The 18,080-nt window shown below is 40.0% G+C and carries 19 protein-coding genes and 1 pseudogene; 13 read left to right on the forward strand and 7 right to left on the reverse strand.

Annotated features, from left to right (window positions below; all coding sequences use genetic code 11):
• Positions 1-77: 77 nt before the first annotated feature.
• From HX743_RS05455 to ilvA, 3 genes are all read right to left on the reverse strand, one after another.
• The gene (locus HX743_RS05455) at positions 78-1,418 is read right to left on the reverse strand and encodes a TrkH family potassium uptake protein (protein WP_004973423.1); all 1,341 of its coding nucleotides are present in this window, start codon (positions 1,416-1,418) and stop codon (positions 78-80) included.
• Positions 1,415-2,071, reverse strand: a complete 657-nt coding sequence (locus HX743_RS05460; RefSeq protein WP_004973425.1) for a TrkA family potassium uptake protein — start codon at positions 2,069-2,071, stop codon at positions 1,415-1,417. The genes HX743_RS05455 and HX743_RS05460 overlap by 4 nt, the downstream gene beginning before the upstream one ends.
• A 129-nt stretch (positions 2,072-2,200) precedes the next feature.
• Positions 2,201-3,739, reverse strand: a complete 1,539-nt coding sequence (gene ilvA / locus HX743_RS05465) for a threonine ammonia-lyase, biosynthetic (RefSeq protein WP_019837302.1) — start codon at positions 3,737-3,739, stop codon at positions 2,201-2,203.
• Positions 3,740-3,845: 106 nt separating this feature from the next.
• Between ilvA and rpiA the strand changes: the two genes are divergently transcribed.
• The 7 genes from rpiA (at position 3,846) to HX743_RS05500 (ending at position 10,548) form a co-directional block, all read left to right on the forward strand.
• Positions 3,846-4,517: a ribose-5-phosphate isomerase RpiA gene (gene rpiA / locus HX743_RS05470; protein ID WP_004973429.1), complete on the forward strand. Its 672-nt coding sequence runs from the start codon at positions 3,846-3,848 to the stop codon at positions 4,515-4,517.
• Positions 4,518-4,608: 91 nt separating this feature from the next.
• Entirely contained in the window at positions 4,609-5,289 is a 681-nt protein-coding gene (locus HX743_RS05475) for a M48 family metallopeptidase (RefSeq protein WP_004973431.1), read from the forward strand.
• Positions 5,290-5,476: 187 nt separating this feature from the next.
• Positions 5,477-6,532 carry an N-acetyl-gamma-glutamyl-phosphate reductase gene (gene argC / locus HX743_RS05480; protein WP_178318696.1) on the forward strand — a complete coding sequence of 352 codons (1,056 nt, stop codon included), beginning with the start codon at positions 5,477-5,479 and terminating at the stop codon, positions 6,530-6,532.
• Between the two features lie 79 nt (positions 6,533-6,611).
• On the forward strand, positions 6,612-7,385 hold the full coding sequence (locus HX743_RS05485; protein WP_178318697.1) for a DUF6776 family protein: 774 nt from the start codon (positions 6,612-6,614) through the stop codon (positions 7,383-7,385).
• A 19-nt stretch (positions 7,386-7,404) separates the two neighbouring features.
• On the forward strand, positions 7,405-7,821 hold the full coding sequence (gene clpS, locus HX743_RS05490; protein WP_178318698.1) for an ATP-dependent Clp protease adapter ClpS: 417 nt from the start codon (positions 7,405-7,407) through the stop codon (positions 7,819-7,821).
• A gap of 9 nt (positions 7,822-7,830) precedes the next feature.
• On the forward strand, positions 7,831-10,107 hold the full coding sequence (gene clpA, locus HX743_RS05495; protein WP_178318699.1) for an ATP-dependent Clp protease ATP-binding subunit ClpA: 2,277 nt from the start codon (positions 7,831-7,833) through the stop codon (positions 10,105-10,107).
• 87 nt (positions 10,108-10,194) lie between these two features.
• Positions 10,195-10,548, forward strand: coding sequence for a YnfA family protein (locus HX743_RS05500; protein WP_168417361.1), 354 nt, complete (start codon positions 10,195-10,197; stop codon positions 10,546-10,548).
• A gap of 70 nt (positions 10,549-10,618) precedes the next feature.
• On the opposite strand, the gene HX743_RS05505 is transcribed toward HX743_RS05500, so the two are convergent.
• The 3 genes from HX743_RS05505 to HX743_RS05515 all read right to left on the reverse strand — a co-directional run bounded on the left by HX743_RS05505 (position 10,619) and on the right by HX743_RS05515 (position 12,927).
• A complete protein-coding gene (locus HX743_RS05505) occupies positions 10,619-11,116 on the reverse strand; it encodes a hypothetical protein (RefSeq protein WP_250316203.1) in 498 nt (165 codons plus the stop codon).
• 128 nt (positions 11,117-11,244) lie between these two features.
• Complete coding sequence (gene argF, locus HX743_RS05510; protein ID WP_168525416.1) at positions 11,245-12,165, reverse strand: ornithine carbamoyltransferase; 921 nt, start codon at positions 12,163-12,165, stop codon at positions 11,245-11,247.
• A gap of 111 nt (positions 12,166-12,276) precedes the next feature.
• Complete coding sequence (locus tag HX743_RS05515) at positions 12,277-12,927, reverse strand: TetR/AcrR family transcriptional regulator (protein ID WP_178318700.1); 651 nt, start codon at positions 12,925-12,927, stop codon at positions 12,277-12,279.
• Positions 12,928-13,263: 336 nt separating this feature from the next.
• On the opposite strand from HX743_RS05515, the gene prpB reads away from it, so the two are divergent.
• From prpB to HX743_RS05535, 4 genes are all read left to right on the forward strand, one after another.
• Positions 13,264-14,148, forward strand: coding sequence for a methylisocitrate lyase (gene prpB / locus HX743_RS05520; RefSeq protein WP_004973459.1), 885 nt, complete (start codon positions 13,264-13,266; stop codon positions 14,146-14,148).
• 4 nt (positions 14,149-14,152) lie between these two features.
• Complete coding sequence (gene prpC, locus HX743_RS05525; protein WP_004973461.1) at positions 14,153-15,289, forward strand: 2-methylcitrate synthase; 1,137 nt, start codon at positions 14,153-14,155, stop codon at positions 15,287-15,289.
• A gap of 298 nt (positions 15,290-15,587) precedes the next feature.
• Entirely contained in the window at positions 15,588-15,803 is a 216-nt protein-coding gene (locus tag HX743_RS05530; RefSeq protein WP_104852059.1) for a hypothetical protein, read from the forward strand.
• Complete coding sequence (locus HX743_RS05535; protein WP_104852058.1) at positions 15,800-16,075, forward strand: type II toxin-antitoxin system RelE/ParE family toxin; 276 nt, start codon at positions 15,800-15,802, stop codon at positions 16,073-16,075. The genes HX743_RS05530 and HX743_RS05535 overlap by 4 nt, the downstream gene beginning before the upstream one ends.
• Positions 16,076-16,082: 7 nt before the next feature.
• Here the strand turns inward: HX743_RS05535 and HX743_RS05540 are convergent, their stop codons facing one another.
• The gene (locus HX743_RS05540; protein WP_096901591.1) at positions 16,083-16,577 is read right to left on the reverse strand and encodes a CinA family protein; all 495 of its coding nucleotides are present in this window, start codon (positions 16,575-16,577) and stop codon (positions 16,083-16,085) included.
• Positions 16,578-16,749: 172 nt separating this feature from the next.
• Here HX743_RS05540 and HX743_RS05545 point away from each other — a divergent pair, with 172 nt between their 5' ends.
• Together HX743_RS05545 and HX743_RS05550 are read left to right on the forward strand one after the other, a co-directional pair.
• Positions 16,750-17,685: a hypothetical protein gene (locus HX743_RS05545; protein ID WP_178318701.1), complete on the forward strand. Its 936-nt coding sequence runs from the start codon at positions 16,750-16,752 to the stop codon at positions 17,683-17,685.
• A 268-nt stretch (positions 17,686-17,953) separates the two neighbouring features.
• Positions 17,954-18,080 (forward strand): annotated as a pseudogene (locus tag HX743_RS05550) (helix-turn-helix domain-containing protein); the annotation flags it as partial.

Genomic DNA, 18,080 nt, shown 5'->3' on the forward strand with positions numbered 1-18,080 from the left:
TCATTATTGCTCGCTGAATATAAAACGCCAATCTTGAAGATTGGCGTTTGTTTTTGAAGTCGGATCGTATCCAGCTTTTATCCAACTTGAATATCTGCGGTTGGATGTTTAAGTCGGCTTTTTTGTGGTGTGGCGATTAAATAAGCCAAAGTCAGCGGCCCTAAACGACCTGCAAACATCAACAACATTAAAATAATTAAGCTGGCAGGTTGTAATTCACCTGTAACACCACGGGATAAACCCACCGTGCACGCTGCAGATACAGCCTCAAACAACAGGTCTAAAAAATTCAGTTTCGGTTCAAGGGCAAGTAAGCTAAACAAACCGAGGCAAATTAACATACCTGTGATGCTGATCACCGCCAAAGCTTTAAAGGTGGTACGTTCAGGTACAGCATGATTAAACACACGCACCTCATCTGAACGTCTTAAAAAACTGATCACACTTAAAATGACAATAATAAATGTGCCAACTTTAATACCGCCTGCGGTACTGAGCGAACCACCACCAATAAACATCAGAAGCATGGTGAGCAAGGTCGAGCTATTTTGCATACTTGCGACATCTAGACTATTAAAGCCTGATGAGCGAGGAACGGTAGCGTGAAACCATGCATTGAGGGCTTGATCGCCAATACTCATGGCTGCAAGGGTATGTGGATTATTGGCTTCAATCGCCCAAATCAGCAGAAAGGCCACAAAGTTTAAACCAGCAATGGTCGATAAAATCAGCTTGCTATTGGGTGAGAGTTTTTTCCAGCGTTTTGCACGTTTAATATCCATGAGTACCACAAAACCAATACCGCCAATGATATACAGCATACTAATAGTTAAGGTAATCAGGTATTGATCTGCAAAACTCATTAAGCTATTGGGAAATAATGAAAATCCACCATTGTTAAAGGCTGAAACACTATAGAAAGCCGCATAGAAAAATGCATCGCTAAATGGATAATCCTGCATCCATGCCAAGGTTAAAATAACCGTGCCAATCCCTTCAAAAAACAATGAGTAGAGCAACACGCTTTTAATGGTCATCGACACTTTAGACAGGTTGGTTTGCCCAATGGTGTCTTGCGCCATGATTTGTTGTTTTAAACCAATTTTGGATGACAAACTTAAAACCGCTAAAATCGCAAAAGTCATAAAACCTAAGCCACCACATTGTAACAACAACATAATGACCATTTGCCCAAATACGGTATAAGCATCGCCAATATTCACTACAGACAATCCAGTGATCGTCACTGCAGATGTAGCAGTAAATAAGGCATTAATCCAACTCATCTCGCCATGATGGGAAATGGGCAGTTTCAGCAAGATTGTGCCAATGCTAATAAAGCTTAAAAAGCCCAGTGCCAAAAGACTGGGTGGGCTTAAATTGACAGTTTTGATTGGTTGTTTCGCTGTTTTTTTCATTCTGACTTAAATTGTTTAGATAAGCGTTTTAATGGTTCAAGTTGTCCTTCAACCACCAAAATATCATCTGTTTGTAGCATTAAATTGGATTCAAGCGTATAGAAAATCGTTTCGGCACGTTTAAACAGTAAAAGTTTAACTTCGGGTGCATGTGACATCAGACTATGAATGCGCGTGCCATGCAAGTTGTCTTTAATTTTTACTTTTACAATATAGTGGTTGTCGTTTAGGCTCATATAACGACTCACCATCGGATAACTCAGCGATTGCGCGATGCGAACGCCCATATCTTCTTCAGGGTGAATAATTTTACTTACGCCCAAATGGGTCAAAATCATGGTGTGCGCTTTACTTTTGGCTTTAACGTAAATTTTAGAAATACCCAAATTCTTTAAATTTAAGACACACAAAATACTGGCTTCAATATCTTCACCAATGGCGACCACCACTGCATCACAATTTTGAATATTCAGTTCTTCCAAAACGTGTTCATCGGTTGCATCGGCAATCACCGCATGGGTTATTTGATCGGCAATGTTTTCTACAAACTTTTTATTGCTATCAATCCCAATGACATCATGGTTGAGTTTGACCAATTGTGTCGCCACAGTTGCACCAAAGCTACCTAAACCAATGACAGCAAATTGTGCCATAGCATCATCCTGAAAAATTATATTATTCTTCCAATATTCTAAAATATTTTAGGGCTCTATACTGTAGCAATATGACTAAAAAACCGCTGAAATCAGCGGTTTTTTGCACTTATTGAGATGTGTGATCGGTTATTTTAAGAAACGCTGATAACCCAAGTTATTAGTAATCTCTTGGTATGGATAAGTGATCTTTTCCAAAGTTTCAATTAAACCATCTGGGTTCTGTTTGGCATCCGAAGCTTCTAAACCGACCAATACACGACCTTCCGCTGCACCGTGGTTACGGTAATGGAACAGGGTGATGTTATGGGTTGGGCCTAAGCGCTCCAAGAAAGTCAGTAATGCACCCGGACGCTCTGGAAATTCCACACGGAATAGACGTTCATTTTCAATATCGGCATGACCACCGACCAAATAACGAATGTGTAGTTTTGCTACTTCATCATCCGACAAATCATCAACATCGTACTGGGTTTTGAGTAACTCATAAATGTCGTGGCGTTCTTTTTCACCAGATTTTAAGCTGATGCCGACAAAGACTTGTGCAGCAGTAGCATCGCTGGCGCGGTAGTTAAACTCGGTGATATTACGACCTTGCAGCGCACGGCAGAAGTTAAGGAACGCACCTTTTTCTTCTGGAATGGTCACGGCAAAAATTGCTTCTTTATGTTCACCGAGTTCAGTACGTTCCGCAATATAGCGTAAACGGTCAAAGTTCATGTTTGCGCCACAGACAATTGACACAATATTTTTATTTTGCAATTGGTGTTGCTCGACATATTTTTTGATGCCTGCCAAAGCCATTGCACCTGAAGGTTCTACAATGCTGCGGTTTTCATCAAAGGTGTCTTTAATTGCCGCACAGATTTCATCGGTATTCACCAAAACTACATCGCGCTCAACAATTGGGCCTGATTGATCTGATTTTTGTAGTTGTAAAACTTCAAACGGTTTCTCACCAATTTGTGCGACAGCAGTACCATCAGCAAATAAACCCACTTGCGGCAAAATCACACGTTCATTGGCTTCAAAAGCCGCTTTTAAGCAAGCCGATTCATCATATTCTACAGGAATGACTTTGACATGCGGTGCGACATCGCCCAAGTAGGCTGCAACACCTGCAATTAAACCGCCACCACCAACAGCAACGAAAACATATTCGACATCGCGCCATTGACGCAAAATTTCGTTGGCAATCGTACCTTGACCTGCCATGACCAATTCATCGTCATACGGTGGAATAAAAGTCATGCCTTCATCTTGGGCACGTTGAATTGCATATTTGTTGGCAACATCAAATGAGTCACCATGTAATACCACTTCGCCACCCAAGCGTTTTACCGCTTGTACTTTAATATCTGGCGTGGTTTTAGGCATAACGATAATGGCGCGAATGCCCAGTTTTTGCCCAGACAATGCTACACCTTGCGCATGGTTGCCTGCAGAGGCAGTAATTACACCACGTTCAAGTTGGTCTTTGGGTAACTGGCTAATACGGTTATATGCACCACGCAATTTAAAAGAGAATACGGGTTGTAAGTCTTCACGTTTAAAGCGAATGTTATTGTTCAGTTTTTCACTAATTCGTGGCGCTGCGTCGAGTGGGGTTTCGATTGCAACATCGTAGACCGTTGCTTGTAAAATTTGTCGAACCAAACGAGACAGCATGTTAATCTTCCATCTAACAGTTTAAAATAGGGGGTTATTGTAACAAACCCCTGCACATTTTCGCTGTAAAATCGGCAACAAATGTCAAAAATAGTTGAGTGAAGTCATGAGTCTGTATGCTACCCAAGATGAAAAGAAGCAAGCGGCTGCCAAAGCAGCATTAAAACATTTGCCTAAAGGCGGGATTTTGGGGGTAGGTACAGGCAGTACAGTCAATTTCCTGATTGATTTATTGCCTGAATTACAATTAGAAGCAGCTGTGGCAAGTTCTGAAGCGACTGCGGAGCGCTTAAAGAAACTTGGTATTGAAGTGGTTGATATGAACTCTGTGGGCAGTTTAGATGCTTATGTTGATGGTGCAGATGAAATTGACCGTCACATGCACATGATTAAAGGCGGCGGCGCAGCGTTGACCCGTGAAAAAATTGTGGCTTCTATTGCACGTAAGTTTATCTGTATTGTCGATGATTCAAAATGGGTAGAGCAATTAGGACGTGAGTTTCCATTGCCAATTGAGGTGATTCCAATGGCTCGTTCTGCGGTAGCACGCAAAATTGTGGCTTTAGGTGGCGATCCTGCTTACCGTGAAGGTGTGGTGACTGATAACGGTAACGTGATTTTAGATATTTATAATTTAAATATTTTAAATGCGTTGGAATTAGAAAAAACCTTGAATGATATTCCAGGTGTTGTGACCAACGGTATTTTTGCCATCAATAAAGCTGATATTGCAATTGTAGCGACCAATAACGGCATTGAAGAACGTACTGCGGTTTAATTCGTCTCCCAAGCCCCTTGTTTTTAATAGGGGGCTTTACTTCCTCCTTTATTAAAGGAGGGGTCGGGGAGGATTTAATAAAAGAACAACAATGACATTATCCGACTTACCTGAAATTCAAATCACACCACATGCAAAAGCAACACGTTTACGTTTGCGTGTCGAGCCGCATCAAATTCGCTTAACTGTACCGAAATATTGTACTCAGCGACAAATTCAGGATTTTTTGCAGCAATCTGAACAGTGGATGATTGAAACTTGGCATAAACAGCAGGCACAGCAAGGACTTGTTCGGCGTGAATTGCCAAATCAGTTATCACTTTTTAATTTGGCTAAGCCTTTAAATATTCATTATCAAACACAAAAACACAGTTTTATTTTAGATTTAAAACAGCATTGCCTATGGGTTAGTGACCGCCAACCTGCGGCATATTTAAAAGCCTTTGTTATTGCTTATGCCAAACAAATGTTGCCGATATATTTGCAAACAGTCAGTCATGAAATTGCTTTGCCATTTAAACAGTGCGCAATTCGTCAACCGAAAACCCGTTGGGGCAGTTGCAGTACGCAACAGCATATTATGCTCAATAGCGCCTTGGTGTTGTTTCCTGAACAAATTGTGCGATATGTTGCTGTGCATGAGTTGGCGCATACACGACATTTTGATCATAGTCCTGCATTTTGGGTTGAAGTACAACGGCATGATGCGCACTATTTGCAGCATCGCAAGCAGTTAAAAACAACGTCTTTGCCTTGGTGGTGGTATCAATAAAAAAGCCAACACCCACATGATAAGACTACAATGCAAAGGTGTTGCACGTATTGACTACAATCCAAATCATCTTTTATAAAATCAACAGAATAAAGAAAAGCCCCAAAACCCTAGTAAAACAGTTCAGAAAACCAAAACTTCCTGTCATACTATAGCGTTAGCTTAAACATGCTTTTGAATTGAGGTAATGCACGTGATTTCAGTTGGTATTGTCGGTGGTACAGGTTATACAGGCGTTGAATTATTGCGTCTTTTGCTACGACACCCAAATGTGAAAGTAAATGTACTGACTTCACGTACAGAAGCGGGTCGCCGTGTAGATGATATGTTCCCAAGCCTGCGTGGACACACAGACCTGTGCTACTCAGATTTAAACATCGAAGAATTAAAACAGTGTGATGTGGTGTTCTTTGCTACACCGCACGGCGTTGCAATGCAACATGCTGCGGAGCTTGTTGCAGCCAACACCAAAGTGGTCGATTTAGCAGCAGACTTCCGTTTGCAAGATTTAGCACAGTTTGAAAAATGGTATGGCATGCAACATGCTTGCCCAGACATTTTAAAAGATTCAGTTTATGGCTTGTCTGAACTCAACCGTGAACAAATTAAACAAGCACAGGTGATTGGTAACCCGGGGTGTTATCCAACAACAGTGCAACTTGGTTTAGCGCCATTATTTAAACAAGCTGAAGCTTTAGTGAAACCTGAAAGTATTATTATTGATGCAAAATCGGGTGTATCTGGTGCAGGGCGTAAAGCCAGTTTGGGCATGATTTACTCTGAAAATGCAGACAACTTCAAGGCGTATGGTGTAGCAGGACATCGCCATCACCCAGAAATTGTAGAAGCACTGGAAAATATTTCAGGTCAAAAAGATGTGTTTAATCACATTATATTTGTACCGCATTTGGTCCCTATGATTCGCGGTATGCTCAGCACTATCTATGCAGATTTAACTGATGCTGGTGATGCAGCAGATTTACAAAGCTTGTATGAGCAATTTTATGCCAATGAGCAATTTGTAGATGTAATGCCAGCCAACAGTTCACCAGAAACACGTTCAGTACGTGGCGCCAACCAGTTGCGTATTGCGTTGTATAAACCTCAACCAAAAAAATTGGTACTTTTGGTGGCGCAAGACAACTTGGTGAAAGGTGCAGCAGGGCAAGCCGTACAAAATATGAACCTGATGTTTGGTTTTGCAGAACATGCAGGACTTGAGGTAATTGGTTTATTACCATAAGAACACGTTTTTCAACTTCACACACATTTAGATTTCGATTTAAATGTGTGTTTTGAATGAATCAAAACAAGAGATGACGATGCATAACACCGATACAGAAACCACGTCTCAGTCGAATTCAAGCATGACACCCTCATCTATACCGCCAGAAAAAAAGCCATTTCTTGAAAGCAATGCACCTTTGGCAATTGGCGCTGCCATTTTAATTTTAGGCAGTGGTTTTTTGGGCTATTCAGTCGGGCATCGTCAAGGCTTAACCGTGGTTGGTTACGATGCCGATGCAGAACAACTGGTTGAAGTGGTGCAAGAACAAAAAACGCGTCTGGAAAGTCTGAATAAGAGCTTAAACGCTGCGATTCAAGAACGTGATGTTGCGGTCAGTAATTCCAATGACTTATATCAAGCTTTCACTCAAGCGACTGAAGATAAGCAACGTACTGAAGGCATGAGCGCGATTTATCGTGAAGTCTTGCGCCAACGTGGAGGCTTAAGCCTGACTGTGCAAAATCTTGGGGTAAAACCATTACCAGACAATGCTTATGAATATCAGATCGATTTGGTGCAAGTGAGTCCTAGCAAGCGACGTGCAAGCGGTACGGTAGAACTGCGTTTAATTCAAGGCACAGAAGTGCTGGTTGTTCCGATGGAAGATAGCAATTTTAATTTTGATAATTATGAGCGTTTAACAGGGCGCTGGAGCATGCCTAAAGGCTTTAATCCAGACTTTATTGAAGTCCGTTTAAATGGCGCAACTCCTGTGATTAAACGCTTCAGTTGGAGCAAAGGTAAAGCCGTGGAAGCCGATTCAGCATTTATTTCTGAAATTCCACAAGCAGAAGCCAGTGCTCAATAATGTGTGATATATAAACCTTATGCGAAGTCAAAAACGATCAATTTGTTTAAATGAAATAAAAAATACGTTTCACCAATCTGGCTATGTCGATTGGCATGTGAGTCCACGTTTAAGTGTGGATGATGCGGGGCATGAAGACGACGGCGATATTGCGTTACAAACAGCACCGCCTCAATTAAAGCGTCCACCTTTATATGCTGTCGTTTTAATGAACGATGACTACACCCCAATGGACTTTGTAATTGAAATTTTACAACAATACTTTGCAATGAATCTTGACCAAGCGACTCAAGTAATGCTAACTGTACATTATGAAGGAAAAGGTATCGCAGGGGTCTATCCGCGGGACATTGCGGAAACGAAAGCGAACCTAGTCAATAATTACGCTCGATCACAAGGTCATCCATTGCTTTGTCAGATTGAGCCTAAAGATTAAGGGGGTTACATGCTCAGTCGTCAATTAGAAGTATCCTTACGTTTGGCTGTTAGCATGGCTCGTCAGAAGAGACATGAGTTCTTAACGGTTGAACATTTATTATTGGCTTTATTAGATAATGACTCTGCTGTAAATGCGTTGAAAGCATGTGGTGCAGATGTAGTTGTACTGCGTAAAGAACTAGAAGAATATGTAGAACAACATACCCCTAAACTTGCTGAAAATAATGATCAAGCCCCGCATCCAACAGAAAGTTTTGACCGAATTTTGCAACGTGGCATTTTCCATGTGCAATCGAGCGGTGGTGACCGTACTGTAGAAGGCGCCGATATTTTAGTAGCGATGTACTCAGAACGTGATTCTTTTGCGGTCTATTTACTTAAACGCCATCAAATCAACCGTTTAACTTTGACGCAATACCTGTCACATGGTACGCGTAAAGATGAAGCGCAGGCTGAAGACGAGGTTGAAGAGTTAGATGGGGAAGGTTCACACTCTGCCAATGCAGGCCCGCTAGAACTTTACACGCTAAATTTGAATACCGAGGCACAAAAGGGAAAAACCGATCCATTAATTGGTCGTGAAAAAGAAATTGAGCGTGCTGCACAAATTCTGTGCCGTCGTCGTAAGAATAACCCATTGTTAGTGGGCGATCCTGGCGTGGGTAAAACTTCTATTGCCGAAGGTTTGGCATGGTTGATTGTTAATGGTAAAGCGCCAAAGCCACTCGAAAATGCCGAAGTATATAGTTTAGATATTGGTGCGTTGGTCGCGGGTACCAAATACCGTGGTGACTTTGAAAAGCGTTTAAAACAACTATTAAATGCCTTAAAAAAGAAACCTGATGCTATTTTATTTATCGATGAAATCCACATGATTATTGGTGCAGGCTCGAGCATGGGCAGCACTATGGATGCGTCAAACTTAATTAAACCTGCGTTGGCAAATGGTACTTTACGCTGTATTGGCTCGACTACATTCCAAGAATATCGTCAGGTATTTGAAAAAGACCATGCGCTGTCACGCCGTTTCCAAAAAATTGATGTCAATGAACCTTCAATCTCTGAAACAGTTGATATTTTACGTGGTTTAAAATCGAAATTTGAAGAATTTCACCATGTGAAATATGACGATAAAGCATTGGTGTCTGCGGTAGAGCTATCTGCTAAATTTATTAATGACCGTTTCTTGCCAGACAAAGCTATTGATGTGATTGATGAAGCAGGTGCGCAGCGCCGTTTAAGAGCCGAGCAAGATGATACTTTAATCACAGTGGAAAACATTGAAGATATCGTCTCTAAAATTGCACGTATTCCACCAAAAACCGTATCGAAAGATGACAAGAGCGTACTTGAACATTTAGAGCGTGATTTAAAACGCGTAGTGTTTGGGCAAGATGAAGCCATTGAAGCTTTGGCATCCGCAATTAAACTGTCACGCGCTGGCTTAAAAACACCAGACAAACCAGTCGGTAGTTTTGTATTTGCTGGCCCGACAGGCGTGGGTAAAACCGAAGTTACCAAGCAGTTGGCAAAATTGTTAGGTGTGGAATTAGTACGCTTTGATATGTCTGAGTACATGGAGCGCCATGCCGTTTCACGTTTAATTGGTGCGCCTCCGGGTTATGTAGGTTTTGATCAGGGCGGCTTACTTACCGATGCGATTCATAAAAACCCGCATTGTGTGTTGTTGCTAGATGAGATTGAAAAAGCACATCCTGATGTATTTAACTTATTGCTGCAAATTATGGATCATGGCTCATTGACCGACAATAATGGTCGTAAGTCAGATTTCCGTAATGTGATTTTAGTACTGACTACCAATATTGGTGCAGAAAGTATTTCACGAGTTAGCATTGGTTTCATGGATCAAGACAACAGTAATGACAACCAAGAAGCAATGAAAAAAGCCTTCTCACCAGAATTCCGTAACCGTTTAGATGGTGTGATTCAATTTAAGGCTCTACCAACGACAGTGATTGAAAATGTAGTAGATAAATTCTTGACTGAATTACAAGCTCAATTGGATGATAAAAAAGTCATTCTTGAGGTCGATCAGGATTCACGTGAATGGATGGCTGAGCATGGGTATGATCGCTTGATGGGAGCACGACCAATGCAACGCCTGATTCAGGAACACTTGAAGAAACCATTAGCAGAAATGATTTTATTTGGTGAATTGGCAGAACAGGGCGGTAATGTTGCTGTTTCTGTGAAAAAAGAGAATGGTAAAGCGGTTGGTTTGAAACTTGAAGTATTTGAAGATCAAACTGCCGAACCAGCTTAACTTGTATATTGCATCACCATGAATGAAAATAACCCATGTTCAACATGGGTTATTTTTTATGTATTCCACTTTTAAGTAAAGTCGCTTATGGATGTTCAGATCACAAAAATTGCCAGTACCTTGCTCTTATTTTTTATAACAGCAGTGATGGAAATATTAGGTTGTTATTTTCCTTATTTAATTTTGAATCAGGGAAAATCGCAGTGGCTTTGGGTGCCAACAGTTTTGGCTTTAGCGGCTTTTGTGTGGTTGCTTACTTTGCATCCTGCGGCATCGGGGCGAATTTATGCAGCGTATGGCGGAATCTATATTTGCACCGCTTTGATTTGGCTAAAGTATGTGGATCAGGTTAATTTAACCCGTTGGGATATGTTTGGTGGGATGGTGGTCATTTTGGGTGCATTGATTATTATTTTACAACCTCAAGGTTTAATACGTTAACTCTCAACTGTTTTGAGTATTCAACCTATTAAACCTGTAATGAGGATGTGATGCTTAATAGAGTTTTTATTTAATCTGTTTTAAATTTACATTCACTATTCGACAATTGCACGTTAAATTGTGTTTTCTCTGCACTGAGTTGTAAATTCAACACATACGGATTTACACGCTGAAATTGATGCTCAAACATTGAATCGCAGTTGTGAATCAAGTTTTGTTTAATCATGTTTTTAACATTGTTGTAGCCCGTGCTTTCTACAAATTGAGTAAAATCGGGTGAAATAATCATACCGCGAATGTTAATTTGCTTGTCTGTAGTTGTACTTTGTTCAATCACGGTATTTTGATCGACTTGATACGGCATAGTACGTGAATCTTCATCGCTAATTACATCTAAAATTTCATTTAAAGCTGTTACATTTTTAATTTTGTAGTCAACCGTTAAAATATCGTGCTGAACCAAATATTGGTCTAATTCGCTAGGTTTAGCATAGGCTGTGCTATGAGCAAGCATTGCAGCTGCGCAAAGTGTTATTGTCGCAAGTGTTTTATACATCATATTATTCATCTAGGCTCTTTTTGAAATTTTAGAAAATAACCGTCGTTATAGATTATAACGAGCCAAATAAAAAACAGCACCATTTGGTGCTGTTTGTAACAAAACTCATCAAAGCGTACTCAATGCTTTGAAATCGTTTAGTCTTTTTTGAGGTTTTCGTTCAATAAAAACTCAACCAATGCTTTTTGAGCATGCAAGCGGTTTTCGGCTTCATCCCAAACCACAGCGTTTTTATGATCTAGCATATTTTCAGAAATTTCTTCACCACGGTGCGCAGGTAAACAATGCATAAACAAGCAATCTGGATGTGCCAAGTCCATCAAGCGCTCATTGACTTGATAGTCTGCAAAGGCTTTTTCACGGATTTTTTGTTCTTCTTCCTGCCCCATACTCGCCCAAACATCGGTCACAATCAGGTCAGCATTGACTGCTGCATCTTCAGCAGAATCGACCAATTCTACACAGTGTGCAAATTCAGACAGGAAACGTTGTTCAGGTTCATAGCCTTTAGGCGTTGCAATTTTTAAATTAAAGCCCCACATGTGCGCAGCTTCAATATAAGAGTTACACATGTTGTTGCCATCACCAATCCAAGCCACGGTTTTACCTTCAATTGAACCGCGATGCTCTAAGTAAGTTTGCATGTCTGCAAGTAACTGGCAAGGGTGGTGATCGTCAGTTAAAGCATTGATCACTGGAACTTTTGAATAAGATGCAAAACGTTCTACAATGTCATGTCCGAAAGTACGAATCATCACGATATCAAGCATGCTTGAAATGACTCGTGCTGAATCTTCAATCGGTTCACCACGACCTAACTGTGTGTCACGTGATGATAGGAAAATTGCGCTGCCACCAAACTGACTCATACCTGCTTCAAACGATACACGAGTTCGGGTACTAGATTTTTCAAAAATCATTCCCAAGACTTTGCCCACAAAGGGTTGGAAAACTTCATTGTTATGCTGTTTACGCTTGAGCTCAATGGCGCGTTGCAAAATTTGATTCAGTTCTAAAGTCGATAAATCGCGTAATGTTAGAAAGTGACGTAGAGCCATTCGTTACTCCACAATAATTGCTGAATGAGAAAAACAACAATTAGTTGTTGGTTGGTTAAATGAAAAAGGGAATCGGCTAATATACTATAGGATGAAGAAATTGCAAAAAAACTAGACTTTTTGATGGGCGTCTAGAAAGCGATCTACACAATAACTTACATAATTGATTGTTTCTTGTTCAGTTTCTTGTTTTGGAATGCCCATAATAATGCGCCATTCTAAATTTCTTAAAATTCCAAAATACAATTGTGCCGAATAAACAGGGTGTTCGCAGCGAATGAGCCCTTGTTGGCTGGCATGCTCTAGCACTTTGGCAATGCACAATTGCACGTGCAGAGGGCCACGCTCATGAATATGCAAGGCAATGTCGGGGTTGCGCTGACTTTGCTCTAAAACTAAACGCATAAAAGCTGCATTTTCAGGCGCTAGAATATGATGATAAAAATTCAGCAAGGTTTGAACCAAATAACCACGTAAATTAGAATCTATTTGTTCAAAAGGGATGTGAATATCCTGAAAAAACTTGTCACGGCGATAATCACAAATCGCCTTAAACAAGCCTTCTTTATTACCAAAGTATTTATAAATAGAAGCTTTAGAACCGCCAGCATGCTGCACAATATCATCTAAAGATACTGCATCGTAGCCACGTTCTAAAAACAGATCAGTTGCACTGACGAGCAGCGCCACACATCGCTCATGTCCACGCTTTGTAGGAGGGACATCTTTACCGAAAGGGGTTAAATGAGCGATATCTTGCATATTGGATAAAATTTCAGCAAATGATCAAAGGGAGAGATTGTTATTATAGCAAATTTATGCACAGCGTGCTGTGTTGAAGTGTACGGGCAGCGTGCTTGAATTTAGAAAAAATAGAAATACACTCAAAATAAGCTAAATTTTGCTTATTTAGTATGCAAAAAAGCTATGTTTATTAAATTTAAATAATAAGCAATATCACGAAAATTTATTGTGCAATAAAATTTCGAATTATTTGACTAAAGTTTTAGAGCATAGATTCTAAAAAGTCATGGCGCAGCGTTGCATTCCCGATATACTCAAACCTCGAAAAATATAGTAAGAAAAGCGGAAAGGAAGATGACAGAACAAACATCTGCGGGCTTAAGATTCAGACAAGCTTTAGAAGTGGAAAAGCCATTACAAATTATCGGCACGGTAAATGCTTATGCTGCAATGATGGCAAAGCAGGTTGGCTATAAAGCCATTTATTTATCTGGCGCAGGTGTCGCCAATTACTCTTACGGTTTACCTGACTTGGGCATGACCAGTTTAGACAACGTCTTGGAAGATGTACGTCGTATTACTGAGCGTGTAGATACTCCATTATTGGTGGATATTGATACAGGTTGGGGTGGTGCATTTAATATTGCCCGCAGTATTAAACAAATGATTGCTGCAGGTGCTGCTGCAGTACACATTGAAGATCAGGTTGCACAAAAGCGTTGCGGACACCGTCCAAACAAAGAAATTGTAACTCAGCAAGAAATGGTCGATCGAATTAAAGCTGCGGTTGATGCAAAAACTGATTCAAACTTTGTAGTCATGGCACGTACAGATGCCTTGCAAAAAGAAGGTTTGCAAGCGGTGATTGACCGTGCTTGCGCATGTGTGGAAGCGGGTGCAGATGCAATTTTTGCAGAAGCTATGACTGATATTACCATGTATAAAACTGTATGTGATGCCGTAGGTGTACCTGTATTGGCAAACATTACAGAGTTTGGTGATACCCCTTATTACACCACTGAAGAATTGGCTGAGCAGGGCATTCGCATGGTGTTGTATCCACTTTCACCAACTCGTGCTATGCAAAAAGCAGCACTTGAAGTGATGCAATCCATTCGTAAAGATGGCACGCAAGTGAATGTCTTAGACAAAATGCAACAACGTAAAGAATTATACGAATTCCTTGATTATCATACTTTTGAAAATACATTAGACAAGCTGTTCAAACAGGAGAATTAAAAAAATGGCTGAAGGAAAAGTACTCACAGGCGCAGGATTGCGTGGACAAGTGGCAGGTAAAACCTCACTCTCAACTGTTGGTAAAAGTGGCGCAGGCTTAACTTACCGTGGTTATGATGTGCAAGACTTGGCAGAAAACTGTCAGTTTGAAGAAGTTGCATACTTGATTTTCTTTGGTGAATTGCCGACTTCAGAGCAATTGGCTGCCTATAAAGCAAAATTGAAATCTTTACGTGCATTGCCTCAAGCACTCAAAGAAGTGCTTGAGCGTATTCCTGCAGATTCACACCCAATGGATGTGATGCGTACAGGTGTTTCAATGCTAGGTAACTTAGAAACCGAACAGTCATTTGAACAGCAACAAGATGTAGCAGACCGCATCTTGGCGACTTTGCCAGCTATTATTTGCTACTGGTATCGTTATAGCCACGATGGCGTGCGTATTGAAGAAAATACGGATGATGATTCAATTGGCGCACAATTCCTGCATTTATTACGTGGTGAAAAACCAAATGAATTGCATGAACAAGTCATGAATGTGTCATTAATTTTGTATGCAGAGCATGAGTTCAACGCATCAACATTTACAGCACGTGTTTGCGCATCAACTTTGTCTGACATGCATTCATGTATTACAGGCGCGATTGGTTCATTACGTGGCCCATTACACGGTGGCGCGAATGAAGCAGCGATGGAAATGATTGAAAATTGGACATCGCCAGAAGAAGCTGAACGTGAAATGCTAGGCAAGTTGGAACGTAAAGAAAAGATCATGGGCTTTGGTCATGCGATTTATAAAGACAATGATCCACGTAACGGCATCATCAAAATCTGGTCTGAGCGTTTAGCGCAAGATGTAGGTGATACAGTACTTTATCCTGTATCGGTGCGTTGTGAAGAAGTGATGTGGCGTGAGAAGAAATTATTCTGTAATGCTGACTTCTTCCATGCGTCTGCGTATCACTTTATGGGTATTGCGACCAAACTATTTACACCAATCTTTGTGATGAGCCGTGTAACAGGTTGGGCAGCACACGTGATGGAACAGCGTGCAGATAACCGTATTATCCGCCCAAGTGCAGATTATACAGGCCCAGAATTGCGTAAAGTTGTACCAATTGCAGAGCGTTCGGCTGCTTAATTGGTTGTCTAAAAAGCTGTACCGTGCATGAACATCATGTGATGCAGCAGTTTAGGCTGAAGATAAGGTTTCATTGTTAAGCAATGGAACCTTATTTTTTTTGAGGTTTGGATGAGGGTAGTCAAAAATACAATGAGTAATTATTGAAGCGTTAGAGAATTAAAAAAGATCGGGCGTACGATAGCGCATTTTTAAATATTTGATCATAAAAGAAGGTTGTTGTATTTTGTTTCTTAAGGTTGTAAATGGTTGCATGATTGGCTAAAATTTATTCCATAATTAATATGAGGAAAAAGCAATGTCACATGTAGCAGTTAAAATCGACAGCGATATTGTTGAATCAGCAAAGATTTACGGGATGGCTGAAAGTAGAAGTGCAACTAAACAAATTGAGTACTGGGCTAAAATTGGAAAAATCGCACAAGACAATCCCGATTTAACTTTTCAAGATATAGCAGATTTGTTGCTTAGTATGGCGCATGTCAAAGCAGGGAATACAACACCATATAAATGAATATACAACAAACTCCCTTATTTGAACGGACAGTGAAAAAACTAACCAAGCAGCAGAAAAAAGATGTTGATAATGCCGTAATAACCGTTTGGAATAATCCTGATATCGGAGAAGCTAAAGTGGGGGATTTAGCAGGAGTATTTGTTTATAAATTTAAAATGGACAAACAGCTTGTGCTACTGGCTTACTCTGTGAGTGATGACGAAATCATGACACTCTATCTTTTAAAATTGGGCAGTCATGAGAATTTTGATAGAGACTTAAAAAGATAGGTTTACTTCAGGGTGCAGTACAAGTGTTTGTATCTTGCATTAGATCAATCAGGTCTTGAGCGACTAACAGAGTGAGCTGTTCTAGTCGTTGTAATGGATTGCCATCTAAAAAATATTTGTACTGAAAAGTTTGCTGCTGATAATGAATGGCGATAAAAAATGTCCCTACAGGTTTTTCTGGTGTGGCACTGCCGCCTGGTTTCAGTAACCCTGTGCATGCCACAATAAAATCTGCATGTTGAAATAGTTTTTTGCCTTGAACTGCCATGGCTTGTGTGACTTCTGCAGATTCAGCGGTATAGGTGGCAATTAAGTCACTATTCACATGCAAAATCTCACGTTTAATGCTTGGGTCGTAACTGACTAATCCACCAAGTAAAATATTGGCACCGCTATTTTTATAAATAGAAAACTGACTACATAAGTAACCTGAGCTGGCACTTTCAATAAAAGCCACAGTCTGTTGGCGTTGTTCAAGTATGGCACAGCATTGTTTGAGCATGATAAATCTGCAAGTGAATAGAATAAGTTGCTCAAGTGTACTGAATTTTGTCGACTTGTGCGAAAAAACATCAAAAAGTGAAATGCTAAAATAAGAATGTTCACGATTTAACTGCCTATTTTCAGTATTCTAACAATAGACTATAGTTGATTCTTTTAAACTAGGAATTACCATGAACCGATTTAAAACCTCTTTTTTAGTTATTTCTTTGGGTCTTACTTTAACTGCCTGCGGCGGCAGCAGTGATGGTGCATCGAGCTCTACAGGGAATGGTGCATCGAGCTCTACAGGGAATGGTGCATCGAGCTCTACAGGGAATGGTACATCGAGCTCTACAGGGAATGGTACATCGAGCTCTACAGGGAACAGCGGCACCACACCAGATACTTCTACTGGTTCAGTATTAGAAAAATTGAATTCATCACAATCCTACAATATTATTTTTGACTACCCTAATTCTTCTGGTGCATCAAGACTTGATTCTGTAAAACAAAATGCCGATGGTATTATCACCGAATTTGGTGATTACAAAATTACAGGAGATATTGTTGCGAAAGAAATTGCTGGAAATAAAAACTTTACGATTGCTCGTGTAACCAAAGGAATTTTTAATTATGAAAAAAATGGGGAAATAAAATCAACAGATATTTCCAAATATAGCAATGCCTCTTATTTTTATTTTGCATTTACCCCAATCATTACTAAGCGTATTTCTGCCCAAACCAAACAAATTAACTGTACTGATGTTAATGCTACTCAAGCAAAAGTGACCAATAGTGGCCAATTTGAAAAATTTATTTCTCCATCCATTCATAATGGAAGTATTACCTTAAATCCTAACGGCAATATCGACGTTAAATTTACTGCAAAAAATGGCAGTGATGAAACTACCTTTGCTTCATCAATGAGATGGGTTGATTCATTCAATAACTATAGCAGCTATAACTTATTGGGTATCGTAGGACAACAAGGTGAATCAAATCAGATCGGTACATTTAACATAGCTGATAATGGATCAAATAGCCTAGTACTTGGTGCAATTTACCGTATGACTTTGAGCAATAATGGTAACTATCAAGGTGCTGTTTCTATGGTATGTAATTATTAATATAGCTTGATTGAAGTGTCATGCGCCTTAATCTTTATGTATTTTTTTAAATTTAAGACCTAGGCAGTGCCTAGGTTTTTTTATTTCGTATAACCGCCATTATGTTAAATGGAATAAAATATGCACGACATTTATAGTCGTTCTGCTTATATTTTATCCTTGTTATTTGGGATTAATTTTTTTAAATTAATTATTTATCTAAAGGCATTAAGTTGACAAAAATAACTAATCATGCGAAAAAGTTTTTTTAGTTAACAGATGTTCACACATGCCTCGAATTGTTTCTGTACCACTTAGTTTAGAACAGCGAGAACGACTCATTTTTCTGGCCAAGCATGCAAAACATTGGCGTGAAAGACAACGTGCCCAAACTATTCTCTGGCTTTCTGAAGGTA

The sequence above is a fragment of the Acinetobacter sp. Swhac1 genome, from assembly GCF_013390985.1.
GTDB lineage: Bacteria > Pseudomonadota > Gammaproteobacteria > Pseudomonadales > Moraxellaceae > Acinetobacter > Acinetobacter towneri.